Genomic DNA, 24,904 nt, shown 5'->3' on the forward strand with positions numbered 1-24,904 from the left:
GCAGGACCATAAGTTGGCCGCTTGCGACGTGTCCTACTGCCTGGGGGGAACCTGATCATGGCCGCGAACGGACGGCACCGCAGATATCAGCCCAGCCGGATCAACCGTGTTTCGCTCACGGTGACGGCGGGAGGTGCGGGCATCGCGCTCCCGTTCCTCGCCGCCGCCTCGGCGGGAGCCGCCACGACTGATGTGTGGGAGAAGGTCGCCGCCTGCGAGTCGACCGGTGACTGGCACATCAACACAGGCAACGGCCATTACGGGGGCTTGCAGTTCACCCGGTCGACCTGGGCCGCCTACGGAGGCACGGCTTACGCCGCGCGGGCCGATCTGGCGACCAAGGACCAGCAGATAGCGGTCGCCGAGGAGGTGCTCGACGGACAGGGGCCGGGAGCCTGGCCGACGTGTTCCGTACGGGCAGGCCTGAAGCAGGGCGGCGACGCGCCCGACACCGCCCCGCAGTCGACGCGCCGGATCGTCGCCGAGACCGGCCGGGACAAGGCGTCGGAGTCCGGACCCACGTCGAAGAAGACCGCGCGGGACACGGCGGCGAAGGTGTCACCGGCCTCCGCGCCCGGACAACGCGAGTCGTACACCGTCGCCCAGGGTGACTCCCTCTCCGGCATCGCGACCGCCGAGCGGGTCCGAGGCGGCTGGGAGCGGCTGTACGCGGCCAATCGCACCGTGGTGGGCTCCGACCCCGACCTCATACTCCCGGGCCAGCGGCTGAGCCTCGACGTGACCGCGAGGCCGTCGACCCCGAAGCAGAGGGCCGCCCCTGAGGTCGCGAAGAGGGCCGCACCCGAGGTCGCGAAGAAGGCCGCACCCGAGGTCGCGAAGAAGGCCACCCCTGAGGTCGCGAAGAAGGCCACCCCTGAGGTCGCGAAGAAGGCAGCACCCGAGGTGGCGACGAAGGCGAGGGAGAAGCCGGCCGCCAAGCCCGTCCCTCCCAAGGCCGCGGAGAAGCCCAGAACCGCCGCCCCCAAGCAGGCGGCCAAGCCCGCCCAGGCCGAGAAGAAGGTGTCCAAGCAGCGGTCCGGCTTCACCGCCCCCGTGTCGGCCCGCACCGGCACGCCGTACCATCAGGCCGGTTCATGGTCCAGTGGCTACCACACGGGCGTCGACTTCCCGGTCCCGACCGGCACCTCGGTCAAGGCTGTGACGTCCGGAAAGGTCGTCTCGGCAGGCTGGGCGGGCGCGTACGGCTACGAGATCGTCATCCGGCACGGCGACGGCAGGTACAGCCAGTACGCCCACCTCTCCTCGCTCCATGTGCGCGAGGGTCAGCAGGTCGGCAGTGGCCAGCGGATCGCGCGTTCGGGATCCACCGGCAACAGCACCGGGCCACACCTGCACTTCGAGATTCGTACAGGCCCCGGCTACGGGTCCGACATCGATCCCGTGGCCTACCTCAGGGCCGGTGGCGCCAGCGTCTGAACAGCCCTCTCCGGCCGGCCGCCGCTGAACTCCAGGCGTCCCCCGTCGTGGTCCAACGGCAGGGTAAGGGGGAGTGAAAGCGCCGTGGGCGCCGGAAAGGGGTCCGGCAGCACCGCCGCTCCCTGGGGCGCCGTGGGCTTCGCCGGCTCCGGGAGCACCACCGTGTGCGGCTCACCCTCGGCCGGGTCGTCGGTGTCCGCTGCCGGCGTCCGCCGCTCCGCCCCCACCCGTTCCGTCGTCAGCAGCACCAGACCGGCCGCCGCGAGCGCACCGCAGCCGAGAGCGAACAGGGTGCCCGCCATGCCGTAGCGGAACTGCTCTCCGAACATCGTGAGGCCCACGGCGGCCGCCACGGCCGGGTTGACCACGGTGACCGTCGCCAGCGGCGCCGTCAGCCCGGCCCCCCGGTACGCGGCCTGGGAGAGCAAGAGCCCCGCGGCGGCGAGACCGGCGATCACCAGCAGTGTCGGCAGCCCGGAGGTCACCGCGCCCGAGGTCCACTCCGTCGCCACGGTCTTCGTGAAAACCGACGCCATGCCGAAGGCGACACCGGCGCCGGTGGCCAGCACCACGCTGTGCAGCATCGGCCGGCGCAGGCCCTTGGCGAGAACCATCAGGACCACCACGACGCAGAACGTCCCGGCCGCCAGCGTCAACTGCTCCGGACCGGCCAGCGTGTGGGACCCGGCACTCCCCGTGAGAGCCAGCAGCCCGGCAAGGCCGACCGTGGCCATCAGCGCCCCGCGCCAGGCCGTCCGCCCCGCCCGACGGCGGACGAAGAGCGCCGCCATCGGAAGCGCGAAGACGATCGTCAGGGCTCCGAGCGGCTGCACGAGACTGAGCGGCCCGTACGCCAGTGCCACGACGTGCAGCACCGCTCCCACGCCGTTGAGCGCCACAGCGATCCACCAGGTGCCGTTGCGCAGCGGTGCGTAAGGGCGGCTGTCACCGGCCGCGGCCACCCGCTCCTGGACGATCGCGCCGGCCGCGTAAGCGACCGCGGAGACCAGGGACAGCAGCACGGAAAGCGCGAGGGAACTCATGTACACCACGATGTCCCGTCGGAGCCGCCGAGTCGTCAGCCCTGAGGCGGCGATCCGGCGTACTGCTCCAGTAGTACGTCCATCACTCCAGGGTCCTCCTCCCGACGGTAGTCCTTCTCGCACGAGGGCTCAGAAGTACGCCGGAAAGGCCGACGGGGCGCCACGGCACGGTAGCGCCACGTGCACGGCACCGTGCCGGACTCTCCGGCTGCGGCGTCCTTCAGGTGCTGAGCGTGAACTCGGCGCGGATGCGCTTGCCGACGGGAACCCGCTCGGCCGTGAGCCGGTCGCAGAGCGCGACCACGATCTCCATGCCGTGACCGCCGAGGCGGGCCGGATCGGGGGAGTAGAGCACCGGGAGCGCCGTGCTGCTGTCGTACACCGTGACGCTGATGCGACGGGCGTCACCCTCCAGCTCCAGCAGATACGGACCGTGGCTGTAGCGATCAGCGTTGGTGACGAGCTCGCTGACCGCCAGCATCAGATCGCTGCGGGTGTGCTCACCGAGGACCGCGAGCCACTCCGCCACGAGCCGCGCCAGGAAGCGGTCTGCGAGCGCGCGCGCCTGCGCGATGCATCCGGGTTCGCCGTCGAACACCTCAGCGGTGAGCAGAACCTCCGTGGACGGGGGCTCCTGGAAGGGAGCGTCCGGCCGCGAGGTGACCTGTTCGTTCATGTGCTCCAGCCAGGGCGCCGCAGGGGAGGTCGCAGACCTCTTCTCGCCGTTCGTCTACCCGCGTCGAGAGATCTCACTCCGGGAGATCCCTGCAGATCTTACGCACGTGGAGGCAGCCGGACCACGCTGACGAAGAAGTCGTCGATCTGGCGTACCGCCCCGATGAACTGCTCCAGGTCGACCGGCTTGGTCACGTAGGCGTTGGCGTGCAGTTTGTAGCTGCGGAGGATGTCCTCCTCGGCCGACGACGTCGTGAGGACCACGACGGGGATCAGTGCCATTTCCGGGTCGGTCTTGATCCGCTCGAGCACCTGCCGGCCGTCGTACTTGGGCAGATTCAGGTCGAGGAGCACCAGGTCCGGGCGCGGAGCGTCGGCGTACTCGCCCTGACGGTAGAGGAAGTCCAGTGCCTCCTGACCGTCACGCACCACATGGAGGGTGTTGCGGATCTTGTTGTCCTCGAACGCCTCACGGGTCATCAGTTCGTCGCCGGGATCGTCCTCGACGAGCAGGACCTCGATGGGCTTGACGGCGTCGTTCACGGGGTGTCTCCGGACCGATGGGTGAGCGGGGCGGGAGCGAGCAGCTCCGCCGTGGTGTGCGTGGGTGCCTCAGGGAGAACGGGCAGGGTGAAGTGTATGAGTGTGCCCTCGGCCCGGTCCGGGTCCAGCCAGATCCGGCCACCGTGGAACTCGATGATCTTGCGGCAGAGGGAGAGTCCGATTCCGGTGCCCTCGTACTCGTCACGGGCGTGCAGGCGCTGGAAGATCACGAACACCTTGTCGGCGAATTCCGGCGCGATCCCGATGCCGTTGTCGGCGACCGTCAGATGCCAGTCCTCGCCCTCTCGGACACACCCGACGGTGATGCGGCAGGGCACATCGGCCCGGCGGAACTTGACCGCGTTCCCGACAAGGTTCTGCCACACCATCGTGAGCGACGTCGAGTCACCGAGCAGTTCCGGCAGCGGATCCTCGCGTACGACGACGGCTCCGGACTCCTCCACCGCCAGGGTGAGATTGGACAGGGCGCGGTCCAGGGCCGCCTCGAGGTCGACGGGTTTCCAGCTCTGCTGCACCCGTCCCACCCGGGAGAAGGTCAGCAGGTCGTTGATCAGGACCTGCATCCGCTTGGCACCGTCGACCGCGAAGTCGATGTACTGCCGGCCGCGCTCGTCGAGCTCCTTGCCGTACCGCTTGTCCAGCAGCTGGCAGAAGGAGGCGACCTTCCGCAGCGGTTCCTGGAGGTCGTGGGAGGCCACGTAGGCGAACTGTTCCAGTTCCGAATTGGACCGCCGCAGTTCCGTGGTCTGCTCGGCCAGCAGCGTCTCCCGCTCCTGGGACTCGGCCAGCTCGGCCACCAGCCGCCGGCGCATGTCCTCGGACGCGGCGGCCACGGCCCTGACGTCCGACGGGCCCCGGACCTCGATCCTGCTGGTGAAGGCGCCCGCTCTCACCTTGTCCGACGCCGCGGTCAGCGCGGCCAGCGGCCGGCCCACCATGCGCTGCAGCAGAAGACTGAGTGACACGACAGCCAGAACGAATCCGATGAGCAGGGCGATGAGCACCCGGTCACGAGTGGTGCGCGCGTCATCGAGCTCGGCGCGGGCGTGATCCCGTGCGTCGTCCAGGTGGCTCTGTTGGGTGGTGTACAGCAGGCGCAGCGCGTCGAACTCCTCCTTGCTCCGCAGGATCGGACCCGAGGACGCGCCGGTGGGCCCGCTCGCCCGCACCGCGGCGATCAGCGGCTCGGCCCGCAGGGTCCGCCACTGCTGGGAGGCCTGCTCGATCCGTCTCAGGTCCTCGACGTACGGCTGCTCGTCGCCGATCAGTGAGCGCACCCGTGCCAGCCGCTCCCGCTCGGCCCGCCTGCCCGACTCGTAGGGCTCCAGGAACGAGGTGTCACCGGTGAGCGCGAAACCGCGCACCCCGGTCTCCTGGTCGACGAGCGCGTTCTGCAGCTGGAACGAGGCGGAGCGGGCGGGCTGGATGCGGTCCACCAGGTCCGTGGTCCGGTCGGAGATACGGGAGAGGACGATCCCGCCCACGACGAGGCATCCGCAGATCACCAGCACGAAGCCGGCCAGGATCAGGTGGACCCAGTTCTGTACCGAGAGCCGGGATATCCGGCCCGTCCGTCCCGCTCCGGGCTCGTCCGTGCTCATGAGTCCGCCTTCCAGCCAAGATGGAGGACGGCGACGTCATCGGCCAGTCCGCCGTACGGGGAAGCGCTCTCGTCGGCCTCGGCGACCAGTGCGTCGACGAACGCGCGGGGTTCGAGCGCGCCGTACTTGCCGGCCATGGCCAGCAGACCGTCCTCGCCCAGCCGGGTACTCGGGCCCGTGCGCCCCTCGAACAGGCCGTCGGTGAACAGGACGAGTCCGCTGCCGGGCAAGAGCTCCAGCTCCGTGATCGTCCAGCGGCCGACGCCGGGCAGAAGCCCGAGCGCCATGCCCGCGTCGGGCTCCACCCAGCCGACCTCCGTGCCGCGTCGCAGCAGCAGCCCGGGATGCCCGGCCCGGGCGACGAGCACCCTGTCCCTGCCGGGCGGGAAGACGAGCGTGGTCACGGTGGCGAACACATGGGGATCCGACCGCTCGGCGACGAGTATCTCCTCCAGGAGGCCGACCTTCTCGAGCTGTGTGACTCCGGTCAGTACGGCCGTGCGCCACGCGACCCGCAGACAGACGCCCAGGGCGGCCTCCGCGGCGCCGTGCCCCGAGACATCCCCGATCACCGCGTGCACCGCGCCGTCGGCGGTCTGCACCACGTCGTAGAAGTCGCCGCTCAGCAGCCCGTGGGCGCGCCCGGCCTCGTAGCGCGCGGCCACTTGGAAGCTGTCGTCCAGCAGCAGCGGAATCGGGAGCAGCGCGCGCTCCAGGCGGGCGTTCTCCTGAGCGATCAGCCGGCTCGTCCGCATCGCGGACGCCGACCGTTCGGCGTGTTTGCGCTGGAGGGCGTAGCGGACGGCACGGCCCAGCACCTCGGGATCGATCCGGCCCTTGACCAGGTAGTCCTGGGCACCCTGCGCCACCGCGGACAGCCCGGTCTCGGACTCGTCCAGACCTGTCAGCACGATGACGGCCGCGTCAGGGGCGGACTCGACGAGCTGACGGACGGCGTCGAGGCCGTTCACATCGGGCAGGTGCAGATCCAGCAGGACACAGACCGGCGTGCGGCATCCCAGCAGGAACCGCCGTGCCTCGGCCAGCGTCTTGCACCACGTGAGCGGGGCGTCCAGTTCGCTGTCGGTGAGCATCTCCTCGACCAGGAGTGCGTCCCCGGAGTCGTCCTCGACCAGAAGGAGCACCGCGTCGACGTCCCAGACGGACGCGTCAACAGCGGTCACAACCCTCTGCTGCTGCGGAACCGCACCGAGCTGCTGCACACGCGCAGAGGTGTCCAACGGTGACTCAGCCACACTCCACCCCTTCCGAAGGACGGCACAGGAGACCCACGGCCGTTTCGGCGTGAAGCATATGTGACCGAGGCCCGGCCATCAGGCCGGACCTCGGTCCTCCACCGCGTACGCGTCGATCAGGCCTCGACGCTCATGCCCTCACGCAGGCGCTTGACGATCCTGCCGAGCAGGCGCGACACGTGCATCTGGGAGACGCCCAGCTCCGCACCGATCTGCGCCTGAGTCATCTCCTGGCCGAAGCGCATGCGGACGATCTTCTGTTCCCGCTCGTCCAGCTGCCGCAGCAGCGGAGCCAGCGTGTGCAGATTCTCGACGCTCGCCATTCCCGGGTCGTCCTCGCCGAGGAGATCGGCGTAGGCACGCTGTTCGCCTCCCGACTCGCTGTCGGCGCTCGGGGTGTCCAACGAGCCCGCGGAGTAGCCGTTGGCGGCGACGAGCCCCTCGATGATCTCCTCCTCCGGGAGATCGAGGTGCGTGGCGAGCTCCGCGACCGTCGGGTCACGGTCGAGCTTCGCCGACAGCTGCTCCTTGGCCTTGGCCAGCTCGACCCGCAGCTCCTGCAGTCGCCGCGGCACGTGCACCGACCAGGTCGTGTCGCGGAAGAAACGCTTGATCTCACCGACGATGTACGGCACCGCGAACGTCGCGAACTCGACCTCGCGCGACAGGTCGAACCGGTCGATGGCCTTGATCAGGCCGATCGTCCCCACCTGAATGATGTCCTCGAGGTCGTCGCCACCCCGGTTGCGGAACCGGGAGGCGGCGAAGCGCACCAGTGAGAGATTCATCTCGATCAGCGTGTTGCGCGCGTACTGGTGCTCGTGGGTCCCCTCCTCGAGGACTTGGAGCCGGTCGAAGAAGAGCTTCGACATGGCCCGGGCGTCCTGCGGGGCCACCTTGCCGGCGTCCTCGATCCATGGAAGCGCGGCCGCGTCGGAAACCGCCCCCGCCTCGTCGGGCCGCGTAGTCGCTGCGCCGATCGCCTCGGTGGTCCGCACTGACATGGCCGTCATGGTGTCGCCCTCCCTGGTGTCCGAATGCAGTGACGGGCGCATGCCCGGCTTCACGGAAGTAATGCCTCCTTTTGCCGAAGATTTTCGTGAAGGGGCCCGGTGGGGCCAGATGGAACACGCTGAAGTGACGGCGGGTGACCGTATGGATGGTTTTCGTGAGGGAACCCCGGCCGATGTGTGAGTCGTGCCTCGTTCCGGGCACCTGTGGTGTTTCCGGAGGCAGAGGAGAGGCGGAGGGGCGGCTCATGAGCGAAACCGGCAGGGTGGGCGGACCGACGGTCACGACCAGGATCCCGGCGCGGCTGGACAGGCTTCCCTGGTCGCGCTGGCACTGGATGATCGTGATCGGCCTGGGCACGGTCTGGATCCTCGACGGACTCGAGGTCACGGTCGTCGGCAACATCGCCAGCCGGCTGTCCGAGGACGGGAGCGGACTGGCCGTCACCGATGCCCAGGTCACGGGTATCGCCGCAGCGCTGTACGTTGCGGGCGCCTGTTCCGGTGCGCTGGTCTTCGGGTGGCTCACCGACCGCTTCGGGCGCAAGAAACTCTTCCTGATCACCCTCGCGGTCTACCTGGCGGCCACCGCGCTCACCGCGGTCTCCTTCTCGGCATGGTGGTTCTTCGCCTTCCGCTTTCTGACGGGTTTCGGGATCGGCGGGGAGTACGCGGCGATCAACTCGGCCATCGACGAGCTGATCCCCAGCAAGTACAGAGGCCGCGTCGACCTCATCATCAACGGCAGCTTCTGGCTCGGTGCCGTGGCCGGCTCCCTGCTCTCCGTGCTTGCGCTGAACACCGACATCTTCCCCAAGGACATCGGCTGGCGGCTCACCTTCGCGCTGGGCGTGGTCCTCGGGCTCGTCATCCTGCTGGTGCGCCGGCATGTACCGGAGAGCCCGCGCTGGATGTTCATCCACGGGCGCGACGCGGAGGCGGAGCGGCTGGTCGACGGGGTCGAGCGAGAGGTGGAGGCCGAGGCCGGGAGGAGTCTGCCTCCGGCCGAACCCGCCATCACCGTGCGGCAGCGCGAGAGCATCGGCTTCGGACTGATCGCCCGGACCGTCTTCCGCTCCTATCCCCGACGGGCCGTCCTCGGGATCGCCCTCTTCATCGGACAGGCGTTCCTCTACAACGCCATCACCTTCGGCTTCGGCTCGATCCTCGTGAGGTTCTTCGACGTCTCCAGCGGCGCAACCGGGTACTACTTCGCCGTCATCGCCTTCTGCAACTTCCTGGGACCGCTCCTCCTGGGGCGCCTCTTCGACACGGTGGGGCGCAGACCGATGATCGCGGGGACGTACATCCTCTCGGGTCTGTTCCTCTTCGGCACCGCGTGGCTCTTCGGCGCCGGATCACTGACGGCCGTCACCATGACCGGCTGCTGGTGCCTGGTCCTCTTCGTCGCCTCCGCCGGCGCCAGTTCCGCCTACCTGACGGTGAGCGAGATCTTCCCGATGGAGACCCGGGCGATGGCGATCGCGTTCTTCTACGCCGTGGGTACCGCCGCAGGAGGTATCACCGGTCCGCTGGTCTTCGCGGACCTGACCGCGAGCGGGGTGGTCGGTGACACCGTCCTGGCGTTCTGCATCGGAGCAGCCCTCATGGTGGCCGCGGGACTGGTCGCGTTCTTCTTCGCCGTGGCGGCCGAGCAGAAGTCGCTCGAGGACATCGCGACCCCCCTCTCGGTCAGCGGCGACGGTCGATGACAGCCGAACGGAGCAACGCCCGACTCATGGCAGACTTGACCGGGGCATCCGGCCCGTGCGTGCCTGCCCTCGCCGGCTCCCGGCCGGATCACTCCCCACCGAAGCCCGAACAGCGGCATGAGTGACGAGTGACAGAGGAACGGCAATGACGGTGACAGAGGACAGCCAGGAGTTCGCTCCCGGTATCGACGAGTTCGGTCCCGGTATCGACCCGGAGCGGCTGGCCGTCTGCCTGGGCGTGCTCGACGAGCTGGACACCATCGAGGTCGACCACCCGGATGCCATCGCCGTGCGCCGGGCCACCGCCGGCATCTACCGCACCGTGAAGCAGCGTCGCCGCCAGGAGCGCCGCGCCGCGAAGACCGCACACGACAAGGCGGTGACCGAAGCCACGGCGACCGGCTCCGCCGAGCGCATCGACGACGAGACGCAGGGCGTCCTCCCGTCCTCCTCCGCCGGTGCCGAGATCGCCGGGATACTCCGGCGCCCCAGGTCCTGCTACATCTGCAAGACCCGGTACGTCGAGGTGGACGCCTTCTACCACCAGCTCTGCCAGCAGTGCGCCAAGGACAACCGCGGCCGGCGCGACGCGCGTACCGACCTCACCGGACGCCGGGCCCTGCTCACCGGCGGCCGCGCCAAGATCGGCATGTACATCGCGCTGCGGTTGCTGCGCGACGGCGCGCACACCACCATCACCACCCGCTTCCCCAACGACGCCATCCGCCGCTTCAAGGCGATGCCGGACAGCGACGAGTGGATCCACCGCCTGAAGATCGTCGGTATCGACCTGCGCGACCCCGCCCAGGTCGTCGCGCTCGCCGACTCGGTCGCCGCCGAGGGTCCGCTGGACATCCTGATCAACAACGCCGCGCAGACGGTCCGTCGCTCCCCGCAGGCCTACAGCGAACTGCTCGGCGCCGAGTCGGCGCCGCTGCCCGCCGGTGAGCTCCCTGCCGCCGAGGTCATCGGCACGTTCGGCAGCGGCGCCGTCGGTGTCGCCGCGCTGCCCGGAGCCCGCCAGGGTGGCCAGGGTCTGAGCGCGCAGGACGTCACGGATCTCGCCCTGGTCACCGGATCCGCCTCGCCTGCGCGCATCGCCGCGGGCACCGCGATCGACGCCGGCGGTCTGGTTCCCGACCTCCACGACACGAACAGCTGGATCCAGACCGTCGAAGAGGTCGAGCCGATCGAGCTCCTCGAGGTCCAGCTCTGCAACTCCACGGCTCCCTTCATCCTGATCAGCCGGCTCCGCCCGGCGATGGCCGCGACCGCGTCGAAGCGTGCCTACGTGGTGAACGTCTCCGCGATGGAGGGCGTCTTCAGCCGTGGTTACAAGGGCGCGGGGCACCCGCACACCAACATGGCCAAGGCCGCGCTGAACATGCTGACCCGCACCAGCGCCCAGGAGATGTTCGAGAAGGACCGCATCCTCATGACGGCCGTGGACACCGGCTGGATCACGGACGAGCGGCCGCACCCCGACAAGATCCGTCTCGCGGAGGAGGGTTTCCACGCCCCGCTCGACCTCGTCGACGGGGCCGCCCGTGTCTATGACCCGATCGTGCGCGGTGAGCAGGGCGAGGAGCTGTACGGCTGCTTCCTGAAGGATTACGCTCCCGCGGGCTGGTGAGCTCGGGCGCCCCGGCCCCGCCCCCTTCCTTCGCCCGTAACTCCAGCGCCATCCGCCACCTGCGATGACAGGTGGCACAGCGGCGGCCCGCAGACAGCGGGCCGCCGCTCCTTCGTTGGCTGAAAGTGACCCAGGACACACGTTCTGTCGAGCGGGACGGCGCTCATCTGGTTAGTCTGGGGTGAACGGACGCCACCAAGGGATCCACGAAACTTCCTCGGCCGTCCTGGGACAGGGCTGTAAGCAGTCCGCCGTCCCGCCCCGTACCGGCGCCACCGCGACCGAACTGTTTCTGCCCCTGCCCCGCAGAGGGCGGTCGACACGGTTCTCACAGCCGCAGCGTCGCCACCGCCCGGGGTTACGCGACACAAAGGAGTCCGCGGTGACACCTGACATGACGAAGACCGAGACGCGCCCGGCCGAGCTGGCCGGAACGCAGACGCGACGGCCCGAGAAGCTCCGGAACATCGAGGTCTGGGCCAGGTCGGCACCGATCAGGCTGGCCGGTTACGAGGACGATCTGGCCGAGCCCCACATCCTGCCCGGCATCGACTGATCGCGCCCGCCTCCGTTCGTACGCTGCCTCGGCTCCCTGCCCCCGTTCCCGGACGGGGGCAGGAGCATGTCGAGCCACCGCTCAGTCCCCCGCAGTGCTGTGTCCGTCCGGCCGGAGCGGAAGCGGCCGGGCCACCGGCCGCATGAAGTCGCGTACGTACGTCCGGTCCCACCAGCATCCGGTGGCCCGTAGCTCCTGCCGGTCCGTGAACCGGTAGTGGAAGACCCTGGCCCGGACATGGGCGGGCGGGCCGGCCGGAAACGGGTTGTGGCCGAGCAGCCGCAGGGTGTCCCGGTCGTTGCGCAGGAGCCGCTCGACGAACGGTCCGAACCACACCCGGGCGTACGCGGGGGAGAGCGCCGCGAACCACATCATCCAGTCCAGTCGCAGATGGTACGGAGCGAACTGGCGCGGCATCCTGCGCGGATCACCGGGCTTGCCCCGGAAGCCGTACTCCAGCCAGCGGGTGCCCTCGTGGATCACTGCTTCGTCGGTGCCCTCCACCACCACCTCCAGCCGCGTCCTGCTGATGCTTCCGAAGGCGCCGTAGGTGTTGACCAGGTGCAGCGGGTCGAAGGACCGGTTCATCACCTGGCGCCGGGACAGCAGATTACGCGCCGGGCGGTAGCTGAGGGCGAGGACGAGGGCCGTGGCCGCGATGACCACCACCTCGTACCAGAGGGGGGACCCCGGCTGGGCGGGCGGCGGGCCGGCTATCGGTGACCAGTCGACCGCGGCGAGGGCGATCACGATGGTCAGCCAGTTCAGCCAGGCGAAGTTCCCCGACAACACGAGCCACAGCTGGGTGACCACCATCAGCCCGGCCGCCACGCTCGCCACCGGCTGCGGGGTGAACAGCAGGAACGGGACCACGAGCTGGGTGACATGGTTGGCGGCGACCTCCACCCGGTGCACGGGCTCAGGGAGCCGGTGGAAGAACCAGCTCAGCGGTCCCGGCATCGGCTGGGTCTCATGGTGGAACTTCAGGCAGGTCAGCCGCCGCCAGCACTCGTCACCCCGGATCTTGATGAGGCCGGCGCCGAATTCCACGCGGAAGAGCAGCCAGCGCAGCAGCCACAGCACCAGCACCGGTGCCGCCGTGTCGTCGTTGCCGAGGAACACGGCGAGGAAGCCGGTCTCCAGCAGGAGTGACTCCCAGCCGAAGCCGTACCAGATCTGGCCGACCTGGACGATCGACAGGTACAGCACCCACGGCACCGCCCACAGGGCCATGGCCGCCCCGAGCGGCAGGCAGGCGTCCAGGCCGGCCAGGAGGGCGAGCGATACCGCCGCGCCCGTCCAGGCCACCAGCGCGAAGAGGCGGTCGGAGTAGTGCAGCCGGAACAGCCCGGGTGCGGTCTTCCACGGTGTACGCCTCAGGGCATCGGGCACCGGGAGCATGCCTCGTGAGCCGATCAAGGCCCGGAACTGGAGCGCCGCGCCGACGAAGGCGACCAGGTAGACGACGGCGAGCGTCCGTTGGAAGATCAGCCTGCTCAGCCAGTAACCATCTGCGGTGAACCACTCCATCCCCTCCAGTATCCGGCGTGTTCCGCCCGTCAGGCAGCCGACACGACCCGGCGCAGTGTGGCGGCGAGCCGACGGGCGTACCACCGCTGGGCCACGGGGACGAGGGGACCGGCCAGGCGGGTGTACCAGGAGGCGGGCCGTGAGAACGCCGTGACGGTGAACCACACCGTTCCGTCGTCCGCCAGTTGCACCACGAAGCTCTCCTCCCCTGACTCCGGGTGTCCCGCCCGGGTGCCGTACGCGAAACCGGTGCGGTCCTTCTCGTACGTGGTCCAGACGATTTCGCAGGGGGCGGTGACGCGGAACGGTCCGATGCCGGCCGACACCTCGACACCGACCCCCGTGTCGGCCCGTGCGGCGGAGGCGTTCACCCGGGCCCCCGAGGCGCGGTGCACGCGCCAGCTGGTGACGGCCGTGCCCGCGGCCTCGAAGTCCGCCCTGCCCCTGCCGACCGGGGCGCGGTGGTGCAGGTGGTGGTAGCCGTGCGGGAGGGGTCCGAGCCGGGTGGCTCCGACCTCGGGGTAGGTCAGGGTGCTCATGTGGTCGTGCCTTCCGGGAGAGTGAGGTCCTGGAGCCTGCGCAGGGCGAGCAGCGCGCAGAGTGCGAAGCCCAGCGCGTTGCCGAGCCCGTGTGTGGCCGCCATCCAGGACAGGGTGGGATGCGGCAGCCCGGTGGCTTCGCCGAACGCCCAGCTCAGCGCGAGCACCATGGTCACCACGAGTACGCCGGCCGATACGGTGAGCAGGGCGCGGGTGACGGGGTCCCGTCCGGGGGCTCCGGCGGTGCGCCAGGTCAGGAGGGCGACCGTCCACATGCCCGCAGTGAGGACGACAGCCCCGGCCAGTTCGGTCCAGTCCCCGGTGAAATAGCCGAGGAGGACGAGCAGAGTGCCGAGCGGCACGCTCAAAGCCGCGAACCGGCCTCCCGCGCCGTCCTCCGCCCGGCAGACGAGACCGGCCACGAGGGCGGCGGCGAAGCCGGCGAAGTGGAAGTGGGGCACGGTCAGCGCCAGGATGCCGAGCGCGAATCCGAACAGTTCATGGCCGGAGCGCTCGGCGACCAGGGCGACCGCGGCGACCGCGGGAGCGGTCAGCGCGGTGAGCAGAGCAGCTTCCGCCGGGCGAACGCTGCGCGTGCGGGCGAACCGCCGGGGCGCGTGGGCTGCGAGAAGCAGCGTCCCCAGTGCGTAGCAGAGAGCGAGGGTGGTGGCCGCGCCGCCCCGTGGCAGCCACAGGGAAACCGTGCCGGGCACCGCGAAGAGCGGCCAGAGGCGCCGTATCCGGTCGAGTGCGGGATCGCCGACGAGGCCCAGCCCCAACGGGACTGCCACCAGCATGCCCAGCATCACGATCAGTCCGACCAGTACGGACATCGTGCCCACCCCCTGCTTCACGCGTGCGGCCGAGCTGAATTGAACATGTTCAATTCCTGTTGCCGAGCATAGGGGCCGTCCCGGGTGTGTTCAAGGCGGTCGATTCGATGGAGGAATGGGGCAAATGATGGCAGAGTGGCCCACATGGATGATCGGGTAGCGGGTGCCCTGTCACTCCCGGACGACTGGCCCGCCCACCCGGACCTCAGCCTCGCCCTGAACCGAATGGGCAGCTTCGACTGGGATCTGGACAGCGGCCTCATGCACATGGACGAGCCCGCCCTCGAAGTGTTCGACCTGCGTCCCGGGGAGTACGACGGCCGCCCCGCGGCGCTCGCGCAGCGTGTGCCCGCCGACGAGGCGATCCGGCTCGACGACATGGTCTCCCAGGCGCTGAAGAGCGGGAGCAGCAATTACGGCGCGTACTTCCGCCGCACACAGCGCGACGGCTCCTTGTGCTGGACCCATACGCAGGGGTTCATCCGCCGGGACGGCACCGGGCGGCCCCGCCGCATCATCGGGATCATCCGGGACGCCACCCAGGAACTGGCCGCATCCACCGCCCGCCGGACCGTCGACGAGGAACGGCGGCGCCGCACCAGCCTGGTCGAGGGCACCACGGCGGCACTGGCCCACGCGCGGACGGTCGAGGACGTCACCGACGTGCTCAAGAGCTCCCGGGGCCTTGCCAACCTCGGCGCCACCAGCCTCGTCATGGGACTGCTCGAATCCGGGCGCATTCATCTGGTGGCCGACGGTCCGGCAGGGGCGTACGTGCAGGGCACCCGCTACACCCGGACCGACGAGCCCTATCCGATGAGTGAAGTGATCCGCACGCTCACGCCCCGCTTCATCGAGACACCCGAGGACTTCTCCACCTCGTACCCCATCCTGTGGCCGCACATCAGTCACCTCGGCATCACCGCCGCCGCCTACATGCCCCTCATCGCCCAGGCGCGCCCGATCGGCGCGCTCGGACTCCTCTACCGCGACAAGGCGGGCTTCACCAGTGACGAGCGGAACCTGCTGGTGGCCCTCGGCAGTTCGATCGCCCAGAGCCTTCAGCGGGCCATGCTGTACGAACAGGAGCACGACCTCGCCGAAGGGCTCCAGCAGGCGATGCTGCCGCGGCGGATCCCCGACGTGCCGGGAGCCCAGGTCGCAGTCCGCTATCGCTCGGCACGGCTCGGCAGGGACATCGGCGGCGACTGGTACGACATCATCGCGCTGCCCGGCGGCCGGGTCGGCGCCGTCATCGGTGACGTGCAGGGGCACGACACGCACGCGGCGGCCGTCATGGGGCAACTGCGGATCGTGCTGCGCGCCTACGCGGCCGAGGGGCACAGCCCGGCCACCGTCATGGCGCGGGCGTCCGTCTTCCTCCATGAACTCGACACCGACCGCTTCGCCACCTGCACCTATGCCGAAGCCGACCTGACCACCGGGGTGGTGCAGATGGTCAGGGCCGGGCACGTCGATCCGGCCCTGCGGGACGTCGACGGGAGCTGCCGCAGACTGCCGGTGGACGGCGGGCTGCCGCTGGGGCTGTCCGCCGAATTCGGGCAACTCGAATACCCCGTCAGCACCATCGACCTGGACCCGGGGCAGACGATGATCCTCTACACCGACGGCATGGTGGAGCTGCCCGGCACCGACCTCGACGAAGGGATGGCGCTGCTGGTCTCGACGGTCCGCAACGGTCCGCAGGACCTCCAGACGCTCGCCGACCAACTCTGCGGAGTCGTCGACGAGCGCGGCGGCGAGGACGACGTGGCGGTGCTGCTGCTGCGCCGGAACGCGGCCCACGCCCCCCACCCGGGTGGCCGGCTCCAGCAGCACGTCGCACAGAACGACCCGGAGGCGCTGACCTCGGCCCGCCACATGATCCGGGCGGCGGTGCGCGCCTGGGGGGCGAAGGGCCGGACGGACGAGGTCGAGCTCGCGGCCGACGAGCTCATCACCAACGCGCTGATGCACACCGACGGCGGCGCCATCGTCACCATCCGGGTGCTCACCGGCCCGGAACGCCGCCTCCGGGTCGATGTCGAGGACCGATCCAGCGCGCTGCCGCGCCGCAGGGATGCGGGGGAGTCCGGGGTCTCGGGCCGCGGGCTCATGCTCGTCGACCGGCTGGCCGACATCTGGGGAGTGGAGTCCCGGGGCAACGGCAAGTGCGTGTGGTGCGAATTCGGCATGCCGGAGCAGCGGTAGCGCCACTGTCGTGACACCTCGAGGCTGTAACAATGCGTAATATGATCCTTATCGACCGTAACTGAACCTGTGGATTGACTGCGGTTCCGTCATCCCGTCGTTCATCCGAAGACGCGAGGCCCCGTTGAGTACCGAGCTTCTGGCACCTCTTGATCTGGCTTTCTGGCACCTCGAATCCGACGCGCATCCGATGCACCTCGGCGCGCTCGCCGTCTTCGCCCCGGTACCCGGCGTGGCCGCGCGTGACCTGCTCGAGCTGCTCGGAGCCCGCGCCGCCGCGATTCCACGGCTGCGCATGCGGGTGCGTGACGTCCTGCTGCCGGTCGGTGGCGCGGCCTGGTGCACCGACAAGGACTTCGACGTACACCGGCACGTCCGGCGGGTGGTGCTCCCCGGCGCCGACTTCATGACGGAGACGACCCGGCTCGCCGGTGTGCTCATGGAGAGGCCGCTCGGGCGGGGCCTGCCGCCCTGGGAGATGTACCTCCTCGACAGCCCGGGTGACGGCCCGTTCGCCGTACTCGTGAAGCTGCACCACGCGCTCGCCGACGGGATGCGGGCCGTCGCCATCGGCGCCGGCATCTTCGACCAGATCGCCTCCACCCGTGCCGGCCGCAGTGCGGAGCGGCGCAGGGCACCGGTACCGCCCCGCTCCTGGCTGCCCGGTCCCTACGAGGCGGCGGGCATGGCGATGGACCGCCTCGGGGATGTCGGCCGGGCGCTGGGGGTCGGTGCATCCGTCGTACGCGCCAGCCGCCTCGACCTCCGCGCCACCACGGCTCTGACCGCACGTTCCAGCGGCACACGCCGACTGGCCACCGTCCGACTCGACGCCGAAGCGGTGCAGCGCGTACGGCGCACCGAGGGCGGTACGGCCAACGACGTCCTGCTCGCCGTGGTCGCCGGCGCGCTGCGCCGCTGGATGCTCGAACGCGGCGAGCCGCTCCCCGTGGCCGACCCGCGCGCCCTGGTCCCCGTCTCCCGGCGCAGGCCCGGCGGAGCGGCCACCGGCAACAGGCTCTCCGCCTACCTCCTCGGGCTGCCCGTCGGCGAACCCGACGCCCGGGAACGGCTGCGTCTCGTGCGCACGGTCATGGACCGCAACAAGGCCGCCGGGCCGCTGCGCGGCGCGGGCGCCGTCGCCGTACTGGCCGATCAGCTGCCCGCGCTGGCCCACCGGTTCGGAGCGCCGCTGGCGGGGAACGCGGCCCGGATGCTCTTCGACATCCTGGTCACCAGTGTGCCCCTGCCCCGTTCGGCTCTCTCGTTCGGGGGATGCCCGCTGCGTGCCGTCTACCCGATGGCGCCGCTGGCCCGCGGCCAGTCACTGGCCGTCGCCCTGTCGACGTACGGCGGCCAGGTACAGGTCGGACTGGTCGCCGACGGGAAGGCGCTGCCCGATCTCGACCGGCTGGCCTCCGCGGTGCACGAGGAGCTCTGCGACCTGCACGCCCTCGTCCCCACGGTGCCCGCTCCACATGAGGGAAGACTCGCCGGATCCTGTTGACGCGGCCGATTGATCCGATGAATAGTCCCTGTACGGACCATCAGGGATCACCGACGGGGGCGGCATGGGCATGCGGCGCATCAGGCTCGGACACAGCGCGGTCGAGATCACCGAACTCGCCTTCGGGGCGGCGGCCATCGGCAACCTCTTCGCCGAGGTCGATCCGGGGCAGGCCGCCTCCGCCGTCGACGCGGCGTGGGACGAGGGCATCCGCTACTTCGACACCGCACCGCACTACGGCCTCGGGCTCTCCGAACGCCGTCTCGGCGAGGCGCTGCGCGACCGACCCCGGGACGCCTACGTGGTGTCCACGAAGGCAGGCCGCCTGCTCGACCCGCTGACCTCCGCCGAAGCGGCGGCCCACCAAGGGCTGTCCGACGGGTTCGCCGTACCGCACACCCACCGGCGCCGCTGGGACTTCAGCGCCGACGGCATCCGCCGCAGCATCGAGGAGAGCCTCGGACGCCTCGGACTCGACCGGGTCGACATCGTCTATCTGCACGACCCCGACGACCACGGGGAGCAGGCCTTCCGCGAGGGATACCCGGCGCTGGAGAAGCTGCGCGCGGAAGGCGTGGTCGGTGCCATCGGCGTCGGCATGAACCAGACCGCGATGCTCACCCGCTTCCTGCGGGAGACCGACGTCGACGCCGTCCTCTGTGCCGGCCGCTACACCCTCCTCGACCGGGGAGCGCTCGACACGCTGCTGCCGGAGGCCGCGGCCCGGGGCCGCAGCGTCGTCGTCGGAGGTGTGTTCAACTCCGGGCTGCTCGCCGACCCGCGTCCCGGCGCGCCGTACGACTACGCCGAGGCACCCGCGCCGCTCCTGGAGAGAGCTCTGCGCATCCGGGCCGTCGCCGAAGGGCACGGTGTCCCCCTGCGCGCCGCCGCGCTGCACTACCCGCTGGGTCATCCGGCCGTCGCCGGGGTACTCGTCGGCACCCGCTCCCCGGACGAGGTGCGGGACGCGGCGGCCCAGTTCCGTACGCCGGTCCCCGAGGCGCTCTGGGACGACCTGCGTGCGGAAGGGCTGCTGTGACATGACGCCGCCCCTGCCGGTCATCGACGCCCACCACCATGTGTGGGACCTCGCGGTGCGCGACCAGGACTGGATCACCGGCGAGGATCTCGCCCCCATCCGCCGCACCTTCACCCTCGCCGATCTGGAACCCGAGGCCGGTGCCGCCGGGGTGGTCGCCACCGTCCTCGTCCAGACGGTCACCGTCGCCGACGAGACTCCCGAACTCCTCGCGCTCGCGCACGCCGGCTCACTCGTCGCGGGCGTCGTCGGCTGGACCGACCTCACCGCGCCGGACATCGCCGACACCCTCGCCGCACTCCGCGCCCTGCCAGGCGGCGGCCGGCTCGTCAGCATCCGTCACCAGGTCCAGGGCGAACCCGATCCGGAATGGCTGCTGCGCCCCGACGTCCTGCGCGGGCTGCGGGCCGTCGCCGCCGCCGGGCTCGTCTACGACCTGATCGTGCGGCCCCACCAGCTGCCGGCAGCCGTCCGCGCCGCGGCCCTGCTGCCCGAGCTCACCTTCGTACTCGATCACGCGGGCAAGCCACCGGTGGCACGCGGGACGACACACCCCTGGGCCGGACACCTGCGGGCACTCGCCGCGCTGCCCAACACCGTCTGCAAACTCTCCGGACTGGTCACCGAGGCGGACCCACGGTCCTGGACCGTCGAGGACCTGCGCCCCTACACGGACACTCTCATCGAGGCCTTCGGCCCCGGCCGGCTGATGTTCGGCTCCGACTGGCCCGTGTGCCGGCTCGCCGCCGGGTACGCCGAGGTCCTCGACGCGGCACGTGAACTGACCGGCCGGCTGGGCGAGGACGGCCAACGGTCGGTCTTCGCCGGCACCGCAAGGCGGGTCTACGGGCTGAGGGACCCCGCCACCGTCTGAACGCGGGCCGCGCCTCCGGCGGGCACACGCCGGGCCGTTACGGCAGGCTGGAACCATGCCCGAACTGCCGGAAGTCGAAGCCCTGCGGGACTTCCTCGACGACCACCTGGTCGGCAAGGAGATCGCCCGCGTCCTGCCGCTCGCGATCAGCGTCCTGAAGACGTACGACCCGCCGCCCACCGACCTGCACGGCGCCACCGTGACCTCCGTGACCCGGCGCGGCAAGTTCCTCGACATCACGGCCGGACCGCTCCACCTGCTCATCCACCTCGCCCGGGCGGGATGGCTGCAGTGGAAGGACAGCTTTCCCGCCACCCCGCCGCGCCCCGGCAAGGGGCCGCTCGCCCTGCGGACGGTCCTCACCGGCGGCGACGGCTTCGACCTGACGGAGATGGGGACCACCAAACGCCTCGCCGTCCACCTGGTGCGCGATCCGGCGGACGTGCCCGGCGTGGCGCGCCTCGGGCCCGATCCGCTCGCCGAGTCCTTCGACCGGGACGCCTTCGCGGCGGTGCTGCGCGGGGCACGCCGGCAGGTCAAGGGAGCCCTGCGCGACCAGTCGCTGATCGCGGGCATCGGCAACGCCTACAGCGACGAGATCCTGCACGTCGCCAAGATGTCCCCCTTCAAGCTCACCACCAGCCTCGGCGACGACGACATCACCCATCTGTACAACGCGATGCGCACCACGCTCCAGGACGCGGTCGAACGCTCCCGCGGTATCGCGGCCGGGCGGCTCAAGGCCGAGAAGAAGAGCAGCATGCGCGTCCACGGCCGCGCCGGGCAGCCCTGCCCCGTCTGCGGCGACACCGTGCTGGAGGTGTCGTTCAGCGACTCGTCGCTGCAGTACTGCCCCACCTGTCAGACCGGTGGCAAACCCCTCGCCGACCGGCGGCTGTCCCGCCTGCTCAAGTAGCGGCCGCTGCGCCGGCGCCCGGATCCCGCCCCTGTCTGCCGGTCGGTCTAAACTCCGGCCTCATGCTGCGCGCACTCGCCGTCGACGACGAAGAACCCGCCCTGGAGGAGCTCCTCTACCTCCTGCGCGCCGATCCCCGCATACGGAGCGTCGAGGGTGCCACCGGCGCCACCGAGGCATTGCGCCGCATCGGGAGTGCAGTCGACGCCGGACCGGATGACTCGTCGGCGATCGATGTCGTCTTCCTCGACATCCACATGGCGGGGCTGACCGGGCTCGACGTCGCCCAGCTCCTGGCCGGGTTCGCCGCCCCGCCGCTCATCGTCTTCGTCACCGCCCACGAAGGCTTCGCCGTTCACGCCTTCGACCTCAAGGCCGTCGACTACGTGCTCAAGCCCGTCCGCCGCGAGCGGCTGGCCGAGGCCGTCCGCCGCGTCGCCGAGCAGGTCGGTGAGCGCTCCGCGCCCGTCCACGACGCGGCGGCCGACCAGGTCGCGGTGGAGCTCGGCGGAGTGATCCGCTTCGTGCCCGTCGACGACATCGCGTACGCCGAGGCGCAGGGCGACTACGCCCGGCTGCACACCGCGACCGGCAGCCATCTCGTCCGCATCCCGCTCACCACCCTGGAGGAGCGCTGGCGCTCCCGAGGGTTCGTCCGCATCCACCGCCGCCATCTCGTGGCGCTGAACCGGATCGACGAACTCCGTCTCGACGCCGGCAGCATGAGTGTCCGCATCGGGGACGCGGAGCTCGCGGTCAGCCGCCGCCACACCCGCGCCCTGCGCGATCTCCTGATGCGGCAGACCGGCCGCTGACCTGGCTCTACCGGGCACGGTCCCCCCTTCCCAGGCGCCCCCCGCTCGGCCTAAACTCCGGCCCCATGTCCGCAGAGAGCACACCCCGGCGCGAAGTGGTCATGGGTGAGCCCCGACGCGTACGTCCGCTGCCCCGCTACCGTGCCCAGTCCGAGATCGACGAGCAGACCGCCCTCGGAGGCGCCTACGTCCGCTCGCTCATGCGCAGCCAGCTCCGGGCCGGACTCACCGTGTTCGGCGTGCTCGCCCTCGTCGCCGGAACGCTGCCCCTGGTCTTCGAGGCGCTGCACAGCAACGCTCTCGTCTGGGCGGTGCTCGGCTTCGCGACCTGCCCGCCGCTCACCCTCGCCGCCTGGTGGTACGTGCGCAGGGCCGAGCGCAACGAGCGCGACTTCGCCCGGCTCGTGGAAGGCCGCCCCGCACCGTGAGCGCCCCCGGTCACCCGGCAGCGGTGGTGGCGGTCGCCTTCGTCTTCCTGACCACCGTCCTCGTCGGCGGTTTCGGGCTGCGCATCTCCCGGACCACCTCCGACTTCTACGTCGCCTCACGCACCGTACGGCCGAGGCTCAACGCCGCGGCGATCAGCGGCGAGTACCTGTCCGCCGCGTCCTTCCTCGGCATCGCGGGCCTGGTGCTGGTGCACGGCCCCGACATGCTCTGGTACCCGGTCGGCTACACCGCCGGATTCCTCGTGCTGCTGGTGTTCGTCGCCGCGCCGCTGCGCCGCTCAGGGGCGTACACCCTTCCCGACTTCGCCGAGGGACGGCTCGAATCACGGCAGGTGCGCCGGCTGGTCAGTGTGTTCGTCGTCGGAGCCGGCTGGGTGTACCTCGTGCCGCAGCTCCAGGGCGCAGGACTCACCCTGCAGATCCTCACGGGTGCTCCCGGGTGGCTCGGCGACGTGCTCGTGGCCTCCGTCGTGGTCGTCGCCGTCGCGGCGGGCGGCATGCGCTCGATCACCTTCGTGCAGGTGTTCCAGTACTGGCTGAAGCTCACCGCGCTGCTGGTGCCCGCGCTCTTCCTGGTTCTGGCCTGGCAGGGCGACGGGCGCCCCCGGGTCAGCTTCGACGAGCAGATCTCCGTCTTCCGCGCCGACCATCCGCTCTACGCGACGTACGGACTGATCGTGGCGACCTTCCTCGGCACCATGGGCCTGCCGCACGTGGTCGTCCGCTTCTACACCAGCCCGAACGGCCGCGACGCCCGCCGCACGACGGTCGCCGTCCTCGCCCTGGTCGGCCTCTTCTATCTGCTGCCCCCGGTGTACGGGGCCCTGGGCCGCCTGTACGCGCCCGAACTCATGCGTGGCGGTGACGCCGACGCCGCCGTACTGCTGCTGCCCGCCCGGGTGATCGGCGGCCTCGGCGGAGATCTGCTCGGGGCACTCCTCGCCGGCGGAGCGTTCGCCGCGTTCCTTTCCACGGCGTCCGGCCTCACCATGGCCGTCGCCGGTGTGATCACCCAGGACGTCCTGCCCTCGCGGGGCGTACGGCACTTCCGGCTGGCCACCGTCCTGGCCATCGCCGTGCCGCTGGGCGGCTCGCTGCTCGTCAGCCGGGTGCCGGTGGCCGACGCCGTCGGGATGGCCTTCGCGGTCTCAGCCTCGTCCTTCTGTCCGCTGCTCGTGCTCGGCATCTGGTGGCGGCGGCTCACTCCGCCCGGCGCGATCGCCGGGCTGCTGCTCGGGGGCGGCTCCGCGCTGCTGTCCGTGGCGATCACCGTCAGCGGCGCCGTACGTCCGCCGGGCTGGCCGCACGCCCTGCTGGCCTGGCCGGCCGTCTGGTCCGTCCCGGTCGGCTTCCTCGCGATGATCCTGGTCTCCCTGGCCACTCCGGGACGGATACCACCGGGCACCAACGCGGCCATGACCCGCTTCCATCTGCCGGAGGCGCTGACGTCGGGACGCATGCGATGACCGGGGCCGGGGTCGCCGTCATCACCGTGCTCGCGCTGCTGCTGTTCGGCACGGGCTTCCTCCTGGGCCGCACCGCCCGTCCCGTGCGCACCAGCGATGTGGGCACACCCGTCGAACACGCCACGTTCGAGACCCTGCACACGGCCTCCCTCGCGGCGCCCCCGCTGCGCGCGGGACTCACCGAGGAGAGTGCGCGCAGGTCGGCGCGCAGGCTGCGCTCACTGCTCGGCACCGACGCCCTGTGCCTCACCGACCGCGACCGGGTGCTGGTCTGGGACGGCGACGGGGCTCACCACGGCAAGGACGTGATGCGCCATGTGCAAGGGCTCATCGGCAGCGGCAGGGACACCGCCTTCCACAGCGACTGCGGCGACCTCGACTGCCCGCTGCGTGGGCCGTCGCCGTCCCGCTGACGGTCGACCACCGGGTGCTCGGCACGCTCGTCGCCTACGCCCCCCGCGAATCGGCGGTGCTGGCCAGGGCGGCGGGGGAGGTGGCCCGCTGGGTCTGCGTACAGTTGGAACTCGCCGAGCTGGACCGCTCCCGTACGCAGCTCATCGAGGCCGAGATCAAGGCGTTGCGGGCCCAGATCAGCCCACACTTCATCTTCAACTCGCTGGCCGCCATCGCCTCGTTCGTCCGGACCGATCCCGAGCGGGCGCGTGAACTGCTGTTGGAATTCGCCGACTTCACGCGCTACTCGTTCCGTCGGCACGGGGAGTTCACCACCCTGGCCGACGAGCTCCACTCCATCGACCAGTACCTCGCCCTGGTGCGGGCCCGCTTCGGTGAACGGCTCTCCGTGACCCTCCAGGTAGCCCCGGAGGTGCTGCCCGTCTCACTTCCGTTCCTCTGTCTCCAGCCCTTGGTCGAGAACGCCGTGAAGCACGGCCTGGAGGGCTCCGTCACCCTTCCCCGGTCCCTCGGCCCCGTCCGGGCGGCGGACGCCCCGATCCGCATCACGATCAGCGCACTGGACGCCGGCGCCGAGGCCGAGGTCGTCATCGAGGACGACGGCACCGGGATGGAGCCCGAGCGTCTCCGGCAGATACTTCGCGGTGAGGGTGGCACCTCCTCCGGCATCGGTCTGCTCAATGTGGACGAGCGGCTTCGCCAGGTGTACGGGGACGACTACGGGCTCGTCATCGAGACGGGCGCCGGAGCGGGCATGAAGATCACCGTGAGGCTGCCCAAGTACCGTGCGGGCGTACACGGTTCATGAGCGCCGCCGGTCCGCC

At 70.6% G+C, this 24,904-nt stretch carries 21 protein-coding genes and 1 pseudogene; 13 read left to right on the top strand and 9 right to left on the bottom strand.

Going from position 1 to position 24,904, the window contains the following annotated elements; translation table 11 throughout:
- The first annotated feature begins 57 nt into the window (after positions 1–57).
- Entirely contained in the window at positions 58–1,437 is a 1,380-nt protein-coding gene (locus ACFYSH_RS08735; RefSeq protein WP_388751530.1) for a peptidoglycan DD-metalloendopeptidase family protein, read from the top strand.
- On the opposite strand, the gene ACFYSH_RS08740 is transcribed toward ACFYSH_RS08735, so the two are convergent.
- From ACFYSH_RS08740 to ACFYSH_RS08765, 6 genes are all read right to left on the bottom strand, one after another.
- The gene (locus ACFYSH_RS08740) at positions 1,407–2,480 is read right to left on the bottom strand and encodes a DMT family transporter (RefSeq protein WP_388751532.1); all 1,074 of its coding nucleotides are present in this window, start codon (positions 2,478–2,480) and stop codon (positions 1,407–1,409) included. The two genes, ACFYSH_RS08735 and ACFYSH_RS08740, sit on opposite strands and share 31 nt — an antisense overlap.
- A 220-nt stretch (positions 2,481–2,700) precedes the next feature.
- Complete coding sequence (locus ACFYSH_RS08745; protein WP_359473867.1) at positions 2,701–3,156, bottom strand: ATP-binding protein; 456 nt, start codon at positions 3,154–3,156, stop codon at positions 2,701–2,703.
- Between the two features lie 98 nt (positions 3,157–3,254).
- Complete coding sequence (locus ACFYSH_RS08750) at positions 3,255–3,698, bottom strand: response regulator (protein WP_359473864.1); 444 nt, start codon at positions 3,696–3,698, stop codon at positions 3,255–3,257.
- Positions 3,695–5,320: a CHASE3 domain-containing protein gene (locus ACFYSH_RS08755; protein WP_359473861.1), complete on the bottom strand. Its 1,626-nt coding sequence runs from the start codon at positions 5,318–5,320 to the stop codon at positions 3,695–3,697. The genes ACFYSH_RS08750 and ACFYSH_RS08755 overlap by 4 nt, the downstream gene beginning before the upstream one ends.
- A complete protein-coding gene (locus ACFYSH_RS08760) occupies positions 5,317–6,504 on the bottom strand; it encodes a fused response regulator/phosphatase (protein WP_359473858.1) in 1,188 nt (395 codons plus the stop codon). Before ACFYSH_RS08760 ends, ACFYSH_RS08755 begins: the two co-directional genes overlap by 4 nt.
- A gap of 188 nt (positions 6,505–6,692) precedes the next feature.
- Positions 6,693–7,589, bottom strand: coding sequence for an RNA polymerase sigma factor SigF (locus ACFYSH_RS08765; protein ID WP_359473855.1), 897 nt, complete (start codon positions 7,587–7,589; stop codon positions 6,693–6,695).
- A 245-nt stretch (positions 7,590–7,834) separates the two neighbouring features.
- Between ACFYSH_RS08765 and ACFYSH_RS08770 the strand changes: the two genes are divergently transcribed.
- From ACFYSH_RS08770 to ACFYSH_RS08780, 3 genes are all read left to right on the top strand, one after another.
- Positions 7,835–9,298: an MFS transporter gene (locus tag ACFYSH_RS08770; protein WP_359473852.1), complete on the top strand. Its 1,464-nt coding sequence runs from the start codon at positions 7,835–7,837 to the stop codon at positions 9,296–9,298.
- Between the two features lie 145 nt (positions 9,299–9,443).
- Positions 9,444–10,931 carry an SDR family NAD(P)-dependent oxidoreductase gene (locus ACFYSH_RS08775; protein WP_359473850.1) on the top strand — a complete coding sequence of 496 codons (1,488 nt, stop codon included), beginning with the start codon at positions 9,444–9,446 and terminating at the stop codon, positions 10,929–10,931.
- Between the two features lie 382 nt (positions 10,932–11,313).
- A complete protein-coding gene (locus tag ACFYSH_RS08780; RefSeq protein WP_359473973.1) occupies positions 11,314–11,487 on the top strand; it encodes a hypothetical protein in 174 nt (57 codons plus the stop codon).
- Positions 11,488–11,568: 81 nt separating this feature from the next.
- Here the strand turns inward: ACFYSH_RS08780 and ACFYSH_RS08785 are convergent, their stop codons facing one another.
- The 3 genes from ACFYSH_RS08785 to ACFYSH_RS08795 are packed head-to-tail and all read right to left on the bottom strand — an operon-like array spanning position 11,569 to position 14,389.
- Positions 11,569–13,017 carry a lipase maturation factor family protein gene (locus ACFYSH_RS08785; RefSeq protein ID WP_359473847.1) on the bottom strand — a complete coding sequence of 483 codons (1,449 nt, stop codon included), beginning with the start codon at positions 13,015–13,017 and terminating at the stop codon, positions 11,569–11,571.
- 29 nt (positions 13,018–13,046) lie between these two features.
- A complete protein-coding gene (locus ACFYSH_RS08790) occupies positions 13,047–13,556 on the bottom strand; it encodes a DUF1990 domain-containing protein (RefSeq protein WP_359473844.1) in 510 nt (169 codons plus the stop codon).
- The gene (locus ACFYSH_RS08795; protein ID WP_359473967.1) at positions 13,553–14,389 is read right to left on the bottom strand and encodes a YndJ family protein; all 837 of its coding nucleotides are present in this window, start codon (positions 14,387–14,389) and stop codon (positions 13,553–13,555) included. Before ACFYSH_RS08795 ends, ACFYSH_RS08790 begins: the two co-directional genes overlap by 4 nt.
- 144 nt (positions 14,390–14,533) lie before the next feature.
- Between ACFYSH_RS08795 and ACFYSH_RS08800 the strand changes: the two genes are divergently transcribed.
- The 9 genes and pseudogenes from ACFYSH_RS08800 to ACFYSH_RS08840 all read left to right on the top strand — a co-directional run bounded on the left by ACFYSH_RS08800 (position 14,534) and on the right by ACFYSH_RS08840 (position 24,888).
- The gene (locus ACFYSH_RS08800; protein WP_388751536.1) at positions 14,534–16,600 is read left to right on the top strand and encodes a SpoIIE family protein phosphatase; all 2,067 of its coding nucleotides are present in this window, start codon (positions 14,534–14,536) and stop codon (positions 16,598–16,600) included.
- A gap of 124 nt (positions 16,601–16,724) precedes the next feature.
- Entirely contained in the window at positions 16,725–18,107 is a 1,383-nt protein-coding gene (locus ACFYSH_RS08805; RefSeq protein ID WP_388751538.1) for a wax ester/triacylglycerol synthase family O-acyltransferase, read from the top strand.
- Between the two features lie 70 nt (positions 18,108–18,177).
- The gene (locus ACFYSH_RS08810) at positions 18,178–19,146 is read left to right on the top strand and encodes an aldo/keto reductase (RefSeq protein WP_388751664.1); all 969 of its coding nucleotides are present in this window, start codon (positions 18,178–18,180) and stop codon (positions 19,144–19,146) included.
- Between the two features lies 1 nt (position 19,147).
- Positions 19,148–20,020 (top strand): amidohydrolase family protein, encoded by an 873-nt coding sequence (locus ACFYSH_RS08815; RefSeq protein ID WP_388751540.1) that lies wholly within the window; start codon positions 19,148–19,150, stop codon positions 20,018–20,020.
- A gap of 55 nt (positions 20,021–20,075) precedes the next feature.
- Positions 20,076–20,936, top strand: a complete 861-nt coding sequence (locus ACFYSH_RS08820; protein ID WP_359473833.1) for a DNA-formamidopyrimidine glycosylase family protein — start codon at positions 20,076–20,078, stop codon at positions 20,934–20,936.
- 62 nt (positions 20,937–20,998) lie between these two features.
- Positions 20,999–21,751 (top strand): LytTR family DNA-binding domain-containing protein, encoded by a 753-nt coding sequence (locus ACFYSH_RS08825; protein ID WP_359473830.1) that lies wholly within the window; start codon positions 20,999–21,001, stop codon positions 21,749–21,751.
- Positions 21,752–21,816: 65 nt separating this feature from the next.
- A complete protein-coding gene (locus ACFYSH_RS08830; RefSeq protein WP_359473827.1) occupies positions 21,817–22,179 on the top strand; it encodes a hypothetical protein in 363 nt (120 codons plus the stop codon).
- Entirely contained in the window at positions 22,176–23,666 is a 1,491-nt protein-coding gene (locus ACFYSH_RS08835) for a cation acetate symporter (protein WP_359473824.1), read from the top strand. Before ACFYSH_RS08830 ends, ACFYSH_RS08835 begins: the two co-directional genes overlap by 4 nt.
- Positions 23,663–24,888, top strand: a pseudogene (locus ACFYSH_RS08840) (sensor histidine kinase). Before ACFYSH_RS08835 ends, ACFYSH_RS08840 begins: the two are co-directional and overlap by 4 nt.
- Positions 24,889–24,904 lie beyond the last annotated feature (16 nt).

It is taken from the genome of Streptomyces sp. NPDC005791 (assembly GCF_042871485.1).
Lineage (GTDB): Bacteria > Actinomycetota > Actinomycetes > Streptomycetales > Streptomycetaceae > Streptomyces.

Bases quoted from the DNA above. Each gene is read 5' to 3' on its own strand.
- ACFYSH_RS08795 (WP_359473967.1), bottom strand. From the start codon at position 14,389: ATGTCCGTACTGGTCGGACTGATCGTGATGCTGGGCATGCTGGTGGCA.
- ACFYSH_RS08765 (WP_359473855.1), bottom strand. From the start codon at position 7,589: ATGACGGCCATGTCAGTGCGGACCACCGAGGCGATCGGCGCAGCGACT.
- ACFYSH_RS08815 (WP_388751540.1), top strand. From the start codon at position 19,148: ATGACGCCGCCCCTGCCGGTCATCGACGCCCACCACCATGTGTGGGAC.
- ACFYSH_RS08745 (WP_359473867.1), bottom strand. From the start codon at position 3,156: ATGAACGAACAGGTCACCTCGCGGCCGGACGCTCCCTTCCAGGAGCCC.
- ACFYSH_RS08810 (WP_388751664.1), top strand. From the start codon at position 18,178: ATGCGGCGCATCAGGCTCGGACACAGCGCGGTCGAGATCACCGAACTC.
- ACFYSH_RS08785 (WP_359473847.1), bottom strand. From the start codon at position 13,017: ATGGAGTGGTTCACCGCAGATGGTTACTGGCTGAGCAGGCTGATCTTC.
- ACFYSH_RS08825 (WP_359473830.1), top strand. From the start codon at position 20,999: ATGCTGCGCGCACTCGCCGTCGACGACGAAGAACCCGCCCTGGAGGAG.
- ACFYSH_RS08800 (WP_388751536.1), top strand. From the start codon at position 14,534: ATGGATGATCGGGTAGCGGGTGCCCTGTCACTCCCGGACGACTGGCCC.
- ACFYSH_RS08755 (WP_359473861.1), bottom strand. From the start codon at position 5,320: ATGAGCACGGACGAGCCCGGAGCGGGACGGACGGGCCGGATATCCCGG.
- ACFYSH_RS08790 (WP_359473844.1), bottom strand. From the start codon at position 13,556: ATGAGCACCCTGACCTACCCCGAGGTCGGAGCCACCCGGCTCGGACCC.
- ACFYSH_RS08770 (WP_359473852.1), top strand. From the start codon at position 7,835: ATGAGCGAAACCGGCAGGGTGGGCGGACCGACGGTCACGACCAGGATC.
- ACFYSH_RS08735 (WP_388751530.1), top strand. From the start codon at position 58: ATGGCCGCGAACGGACGGCACCGCAGATATCAGCCCAGCCGGATCAAC.
- ACFYSH_RS08775 (WP_359473850.1), top strand. From the start codon at position 9,444: ATGACGGTGACAGAGGACAGCCAGGAGTTCGCTCCCGGTATCGACGAG.
- ACFYSH_RS08740 (WP_388751532.1), bottom strand. From the start codon at position 2,480: ATGAGTTCCCTCGCGCTTTCCGTGCTGCTGTCCCTGGTCTCCGCGGTC.
- ACFYSH_RS08820 (WP_359473833.1), top strand. From the start codon at position 20,076: ATGCCCGAACTGCCGGAAGTCGAAGCCCTGCGGGACTTCCTCGACGAC.
- ACFYSH_RS08830 (WP_359473827.1), top strand. From the start codon at position 21,817: ATGTCCGCAGAGAGCACACCCCGGCGCGAAGTGGTCATGGGTGAGCCC.